This is a genomic window from Candidatus Omnitrophota bacterium, assembly GCA_016929445.1.
Classification (GTDB): Bacteria; Omnitrophota; Gorgyraeia; order JAFGIU01; family JAFGIU01; genus JAFGIU01.
In genome coordinates, this window is the sequence record JAFGIU010000072.1 from 1 (window position 1) to 6,675 (window position 6,675).

Annotated in this window: 6 protein-coding genes; all 6 read right to left on the reverse strand. The window is 57.1% G+C overall.

Going from position 1 to position 6,675, the window contains the following annotated elements; all coding sequences use genetic code 11:
• Positions 1-1,355, reverse strand: a 1,355-nt coding sequence (locus JW937_06255; protein MBN1587011.1) for a translation initiation factor IF-2 N-terminal domain-containing protein, incomplete at its 3' end; no start/stop codon positions are given.
• Positions 1,356-1,359: 4 nt separating this feature from the next.
• A complete protein-coding gene (nusA, locus tag JW937_06260) occupies positions 1,360-2,769 on the reverse strand; it encodes a transcription termination/antitermination protein NusA (protein MBN1587012.1) in 1,410 nt (469 codons plus the stop codon).
• Positions 2,770-2,788: 19 nt separating this feature from the next.
• A complete protein-coding gene (locus JW937_06265) occupies positions 2,789-3,244 on the reverse strand; it encodes a ribosome maturation factor RimP (GenBank protein MBN1587013.1) in 456 nt (151 codons plus the stop codon).
• A gap of 106 nt (positions 3,245-3,350) precedes the next feature.
• Positions 3,351-5,078 (reverse strand): proline--tRNA ligase, encoded by a 1,728-nt coding sequence (locus JW937_06270; GenBank protein ID MBN1587014.1) that lies wholly within the window; start codon positions 5,076-5,078, stop codon positions 3,351-3,353.
• Positions 5,079-5,082: 4 nt separating this feature from the next.
• Positions 5,083-6,144 carry an RIP metalloprotease RseP gene (gene rseP, locus JW937_06275; protein ID MBN1587015.1) on the reverse strand — a complete coding sequence of 354 codons (1,062 nt, stop codon included), beginning with the start codon at positions 6,142-6,144 and terminating at the stop codon, positions 5,083-5,085.
• Positions 6,141-6,675, reverse strand: a 535-nt coding sequence (locus tag JW937_06280) for a 1-deoxy-D-xylulose-5-phosphate reductoisomerase (protein ID MBN1587016.1), incomplete at its 5' end; no start/stop codon positions are given. The genes rseP and JW937_06280, both read right to left, overlap by 4 nt.

Below are 6,675 nucleotides of genomic sequence, written 5' to 3' on the forward strand. Positions count from 1 at the left end.
GAGTGGTCCCCGCAGAGCACCGGATCCCCCACATGCAGCATGCCGTCTTGGGTAATAACCGTAGCCATGGAGCCGCCGCGCGGTGACAGATGAGCCTCCACCACAACACCCCTGGCCAACCTTTTGGGATTGGCCTTGAGCTCCAAAATCTCCGCTTCCAAAATCATCATCTCCAGCAGATCGTCGATACCCTGCCCCGTTTTTGCCGAGACTTCCACGGTGATGGTCTTGCCCCCCCAATCCTCCGGAGTCAGATCCCGCTCAGCCAACTGTTGTTTAACCCGGTCCACATTGGCTGTGGGCAGATCCACCTTATTGATGGCCACAACCAGCGGAACATTGGCAGCCCGGGCATGATCAATGGCCTCATCTGTCTGAGCCATAATCCCGTCATCCGCAGCTACGACCAGCACCACGATATCCGTGGCATTCGCCCCGCGCGCCCGCATCTGCGTAAAAGCCGCATGGCCCGGGGTATCCAGAAAGGTGATCCTGCCCCTATCCGAGACAACTTCATAGGCAGCCACGTGCTGAGTAATTCCGCCGATCTCTCCCTCGGCAACCTTGGCCTTCCGGATCATGTCCAAGAGCGAAGTCTTCCCGTGGTCGACGTGCCCCATAAATGTCACAACCGGAGGGCGGGATACACGCTTCTCGTCCTTATCCTCTTCATCATGAACGGCAAGAAGTTCCTCTTCCTTAGTCTGCGAACGCTGGATGATAAATCCATATTCCAGGGCAATATTTGAAATCAACTCTTCATCGTCCAAATACTGATTAATATTTGCAAAGACCTTCTGCTTCATCAGAATTTGAATCACCTGGCTGGGTTTAAGACCCAGCTTGATTGCGAAGTCTTTAACCGTCAGAGGAATATCCAACGTGAGGTCACGCAGCTCCTGATTCTTATCGGGCACCGGGATGGGAGGGAGTTCCACACGATTAATCGGCGGAGGCACAGCCTGCTTGCGCCTGCCGGACTTAGGCCTGAATCCGGGGCGAGATCCCATAGAGGGTTTGTAAGCCGGCTGCTTGGGCGCCGGAGCCTTGGCGGAAGCGTCAGCCTTGGCAGAGGAGGCCACAGGCCTAGGCGGCGTTGCCTTGGGGGCCGGAGCGGGTGCGGCAACTGGCTTGGGCGGAGCCGGAACAGGCTCCGGGGCCTTCTTGGGCTTTTCTGCCTTGGCCGCCTTGGCAAAGGCGGCAGAGCCAAGCTTCGCGCGGACCTCCGCGGCAACACTCTCTTCAAGTGCGCTCATGTGTCCTTTGACGGAAACCCCCATGCCATTCAGCTTTTCAACAAGCTCTTTGCTGGGGATTCCCAATTCTTTAGCTATCTGATGGACACGCACACCCACTCGCTTATGCTCCCTGTTTGTCTTCTTCCACTTCCTCGATGTCTTCTAAATCCTCGGAATCTTGTATCGGCTCAGCCTCTTGAACCGGCTCAGCCTCCGGAGACTCCTCTTCTTCGGCAGAGACCTCTTCCTCATCGGAACCAAAAAGTTTTTCGGCCGCGCTGAGCGCCGGCCCCCGGACTCTCCGCGCGGGTCTGCTGCTCTCTTCGCCGGACCCCTCCTCGTCATCCGCATCTCTGATACCAAAGGAGGGCATCACTCGCGTGACCTTGGAAAGAGTGTCCTGCACCAACTCCTTGGCTGACTCGATCATCTTCTCAGCGCCCTTCTCACCCACACCGGGAACCTGAGTCAACGCTTCGACCGAGGCACGAGCAATCATATCCACATTGAGATACCCGGCATCGCGCAAAGCTTCCTCAGTTTTGGCTCCTACCGAAGGCAACTGACTTAAGGCCAGGCCTCGAAGCGCCTCCGCTGCAGACTCGCTGCGAATATCGATCGTCCAACCGGTAAGCTTCGAGGCCAGCCGTACATTCTGCCCGCGTTTCCCAATGGCCAACGAAAGCTGGCTGTCCTCGACTATAATCTCGGAATGCTTGCGCTCAAGATCCACATCCATGCGATCGATCTCAGCAGGATTCAATGCCGCGGCGATGTAGGAGCGAATCTCATCACTCCATCGCACAATATCCACCTTCTCGCCTTGGAGCTCGCGCACAATGGACTTGACACGCGTGCCGCGCATCCCCACACAAGCCCCGACAGAATCCACCTTGTCATCATTGGAGAACACCGAAACCTTGGAACGCTCGCCGGGCTCACGCGCAATGGACTTGATTTCAACGATCCCGTCGTAAATTTCCGGGACCTCCAACTCGAAAAGTTCCTGAATCAATCCCGGATGCGTGCGGGAGAGGATGATCTGCTGCCCTTTGGTGTTGCGCCGCACATCCAGGACATAGGCGCGCAAGCGCTCACCCTGGCGGTATTCTTCCCGCGGAGATTGCTCTCGACGCGGCAATACAGCCTCCGTGCGCCCCAGATCCACAATCAGATCCCCGCGTTCAAACCGGTGGATAATTCCGTTGACCAGTTCACCCACCTTGGCCTGGTACTCTACAAAGACAACGTCACGCTCGGCCTCGCGAATCTTCTGGATGATCACTTGCTTGGCGGTCTGAGCGGCTATGCGTCCAAAATCCGGAGTCTCGTACTTCTCGCCGTTAATGAAAACCTCAATCTGCCCGCTGATCCCGTCCAATGTGACTACAAATTCGTCCGTTTCCTCGCCGCCAATAGTCTTCCGGGCCGCACTCACCAGCGCGGCCTCGACCGCTTCGATGAGCACTTTGCGGCTGATTCCTTTGTCTCTCTCAATATGATCTAAAACTGCAAGCAGTTCGCCGTTCATTATTCTTATGCCTCAGAACCTAAAACGTTATCTTTCGTCGCGCCTTCCCAATATCGGAGCGCTTAATACGGATGACTTCGCCGCTTTCAAGCCCCAATTGAATGCTATCGGCTTCGACAACTTGGAGCGTACCGGTCACTCCCGAAACTCCGGGTGTATCGGAGAAAATCTCGAGCACACTGCCCAAGGCCTTTTCAAAATCCCGGTCCGAACTCAGGGGACGATCGAGGCCCGGGGAGGAAACCTCCAAGACATAGGCCTGATCCAGGGTTCCGGAGGCCTCTAACACATCCCCAATCTTGCGGTTGAGATCCGCGCAGACATCCAGGTTAATGCCCCCGGTCCGGTCCACCAGGATTTCCAGGTGGAGCCGTCCTCCCGAGGGCCGGCAACTGAGTTGGACAAGTTCCGCATCCGCGCCTTCCACCAGGGGTTTGATGATCTCAACTAAAGACCCTTCAAGTGGATGCGACATCTCTTGCCTCTTGCTCAGCGCCAAGTACAAAAAAAAGTGGGTGCATTACCCACTCACAAAAGTCCCTCCGGACTAGGTCCTATGATAGGCAGGTCACGGCCCAGTGTCAAGCCGGGCGGCGCTTCTTCAGTAACCCGGCGACTCCCTGCGGCTTCACCCACTCGCTCTCCTTGGTGCGCCGGTTTGAAAGTTCCACCTCACCTCGTTCGATTCCCTTCTTCCCGATCACCACGCGCCAGGGAATGCCGATCAAATCCGCATCCTTCAGCTTGGCCCCGGTCTGAAGCGGCCGGTCGTCGAGCAGCACCTCGAGGCCTTCGGCCCCCAGCTCAGCGCTGATCTGCTCACCCAAGGCCATGGCTGCCTCCCCCGCGGCCTCCAAGGGCACCACCAACACATCGTAGGGCGCCAGCGATTCGGGCCAGATAATCCCGTCCTTGTCGTGGTTCTGTTCGATGGCGGAGGACACAATGCGGTTCACGCCAATCCCGTAGCAACCCATGACCACCACCTGTTCGGCCCCGGCCTCATCCAGGTACTTCACCTGCAGAAGATCGCTGTAGTGGGTGCCCAGCTTGAACACATGGCCAATCTCCACTGTGGTCGTCAAGCGGAAGGGGTTGCCGGTCCCGTCCAAATCCTGTTCCGTGACAAAGCGAATATCCCCGAGCACCTGCGCTTCGAAATCCCGGCCCGGCTGCACGTGGAGAAGATGTGTGTCGGTCTCATTCGCACCGGAAACACCATCGTGCACTCCCATTGCCGCATGATCCACCACCAGAGTCACTCCGTTCAACCCCACGGGCCCGGCAAAACCCAAGGGTGCCCCTGAAATTTTCTCCACAACCGCCGGAGCGGCCAGCTCTACGGAACGACAACCGAGCAAGCGCGCCAGCTTGATGGGGTTGAGCTCATGATCTCCTCTCACGACCGCAGCCACAATTCCCTTGTCCGTGTCCAACAAAAGAGTCTTGAGGATTCGCCCGGCCGGCACTTTCAGGAGTTGGGAAACCTCCTCCACCGTATGCTTGCCCGGCGTCGGGACCTTTTCCGGAGAAGGCACGGCACCTGAGGCCTCCGCAGCCGGAGGCACGGGACTCGGCGCAATCTCCAAGCTCATCGCGCGTCCCTCGCCCCAGGCATCGCACTCCACGACCACATCCTCTCCCCACGGCGACGGCACCATGAACTCCTGAGATGCCTTCCCGCCCATGGCCCCGGAGTCTGCTTCACAAATCACCACACGCAACCCGCAACGCGAGAAGATGCGCTTGTAGGCCTCAAGCATCCGGTCGTAGACCTTGTCCAAGCCCTCAAAATCCTTATCAAAACTGTAGGCGTCCTTCATCACAAACTCACAGCTGCGCACCACTCCATAGCGCGGCCGGGCCTCATCCCTGAATTTAGTCTGGATCTGATAGAGCAGAAGCGGGAGTTGGCGGTAAGACTGCACGTGGTTCTTCACAATGGAGGTAATGATCTCCTCATGCGTGGGCCCCAGAACTACCTCTTTGCCGTGCCGGTCCTCAAAGGTGTAAAGGATCTCACGCATGAGGTCATAACGCCCGGTCTGCTTCCACAAGTCCGCGGGCTGAAGCCCGGGCATTAAGAGTTCCTGTCCGCCGCCGCGATTCATTTCTTCGCGCACAATACGCGTTGCCTTGGCCAAGACCCTAAGTCCCAGCGGCAGGTAACTGTACGCGCCGGCCATGAGCTTGCGAACCAACCCCGCCCGCAACATCAATTGATGGCTTGCAGCCTCTGCTTCTGCAGGCGCTTCACGCAAGGTGGGAAGAAAAGCCTGGGACCAACGCTGAACATTCGTTTCAGTCATTCACTCATCCGCTCTTTAGAATCAATCCGACAAAATCGTTGTAGGTGACCACCAGCATCAGGGCAATCAATGCAAAGACCATCACTTGTTGGGCCACGAGTTGGACCTTCTCGCTCACGGCGCGGCCTCTTCGCAATGCCTCCACAGCCAAAAACATGAGATGGCCGCCGTCAAAGACCGGTAAAGGCAGCAAATTGATCACACCCAAGTTGATACTGATCGTTGCCAGAAGAACCAGGAAATAGGCAAAACCAAGCTCTGCGGCACGCCCGCTCAAGACCGCGATTCCCACGGGCCCGCTCAGGGATTTCATCGGGATCCCGCCCGTAAAAACCCCCCAAATTCCGCGATAGGTATAACCCGTAATGCGCAGAGTCTCCCAGGCAGCCTTGCCGGCAGCCTGAAACGGCCCGGCCTTGAGCATGAGAATCTCTTGTGCCGGGCCGATACCCACCATATTGACGGTCCGGGTCTTGCCGAAAATATCTTTAATCTCCTTGACCATGGGAACCACAACGATCTCGATTCTCTCGCCTTCGCGATCCAGACTCAGGCTCACACCCGCCGGGGAGCTGTTGCGGATCTGCTTGGTCATATCATCCCAGGTCTGGATTTTCACGCCGCCAACTGCGAGCACCCGGTCTCCGACCTTTACGCCCGCAGCTGCAGCCGGGTGTTCCTCCACCAAATGGCCCACAGCTGCCGCGAGATTCGGGTGCCCGGTGGCAAAGATGTACCAGAAGACCAGAAAGGCAAAAAGCATGTTAAAACCCGCACCCGCAAAGATAATAAGCGCGCGCGCCCAAACAGGCTTGGAAGAAAATTCCCATGGCTTTCCGGTACCGGTGCCGGCTTCTTCCCCTCCCATTTTCACGTAACCCCCAAAAGGGATCCAACAAATGGAGTAGCGGGTATGGCCCCGGGTCCACCCCACAAATTCCTTGCCAAAGCCGATCGAAAAACGCTCCACTAAAACACCGCACCAACGCGCAACCAGAAAGTGCCCGAGCTCGTGCACAAAAATAAGCGCACTCAATACAACCAAGAAGGCCAACACTGTCATCATGGGGCCACAAGCTCCTTTACCAAGACACCCGCTTCCGCGCGCGCCCAATCATCCAATTCCAAGATCCCCTCCAAGTCCCACTGGTCCGTGCTCCGGTGGCGACTCATTACTTTTTCTATGATATCAGGGATCTGCATAAAACCAATTCGACCCTTCAGAAAAGCAGCCACCGCCACATCATTGGCCGCATTGAGGACGCAAGGCATATTCCCGCCCACACGGGCCGCCTCCCAAGCCAATCCCAGGCAAGGAAAGGAGTCCCTGTCCGGGATTTCAAAGCTCAGTTGCCCCAGATCCGAAAGCTTTAACCCCGGAATCTGCGAAGGCAAGCGATCAGGATACGTGAGGGAGTACTGTAAAGGCAACCACATATCCGGAAAAGACATCTGGGCCATCAGGGTGCCGTCCACCCACTCCACCATGGAATGGATAATCGCCTCCGGGTGGATGACCACTTCGATCTGTTCCACGTCGAGCCGGAAAAGCCAGCGCGCTTCGATAATCTCCAAGCCCTTGTTCATGAGTGTGGCC

What these genes read in the sequence shown, in the direction of transcription:
- JW937_06265 (MBN1587013.1), bottom strand. Translation starts at nt 3,244, where the DNA reads ATGTCGCATCCACTTGAAGGGTCTTTAGTTGAGATCATCAAACCCCTG.
- JW937_06270 (MBN1587014.1), bottom strand. Translation starts at nt 5,078, where the DNA reads ATGACTGAAACGAATGTTCAGCGTTGGTCCCAGGCTTTTCTTCCCACC.
- nusA (MBN1587012.1), bottom strand. Translation starts at nt 2,769, where the DNA reads ATGAACGGCGAACTGCTTGCAGTTTTAGATCATATTGAGAGAGACAAA.
- rseP (MBN1587015.1), bottom strand. Translation starts at nt 6,144, where the DNA reads ATGATGACAGTGTTGGCCTTCTTGGTTGTATTGAGTGCGCTTATTTTT.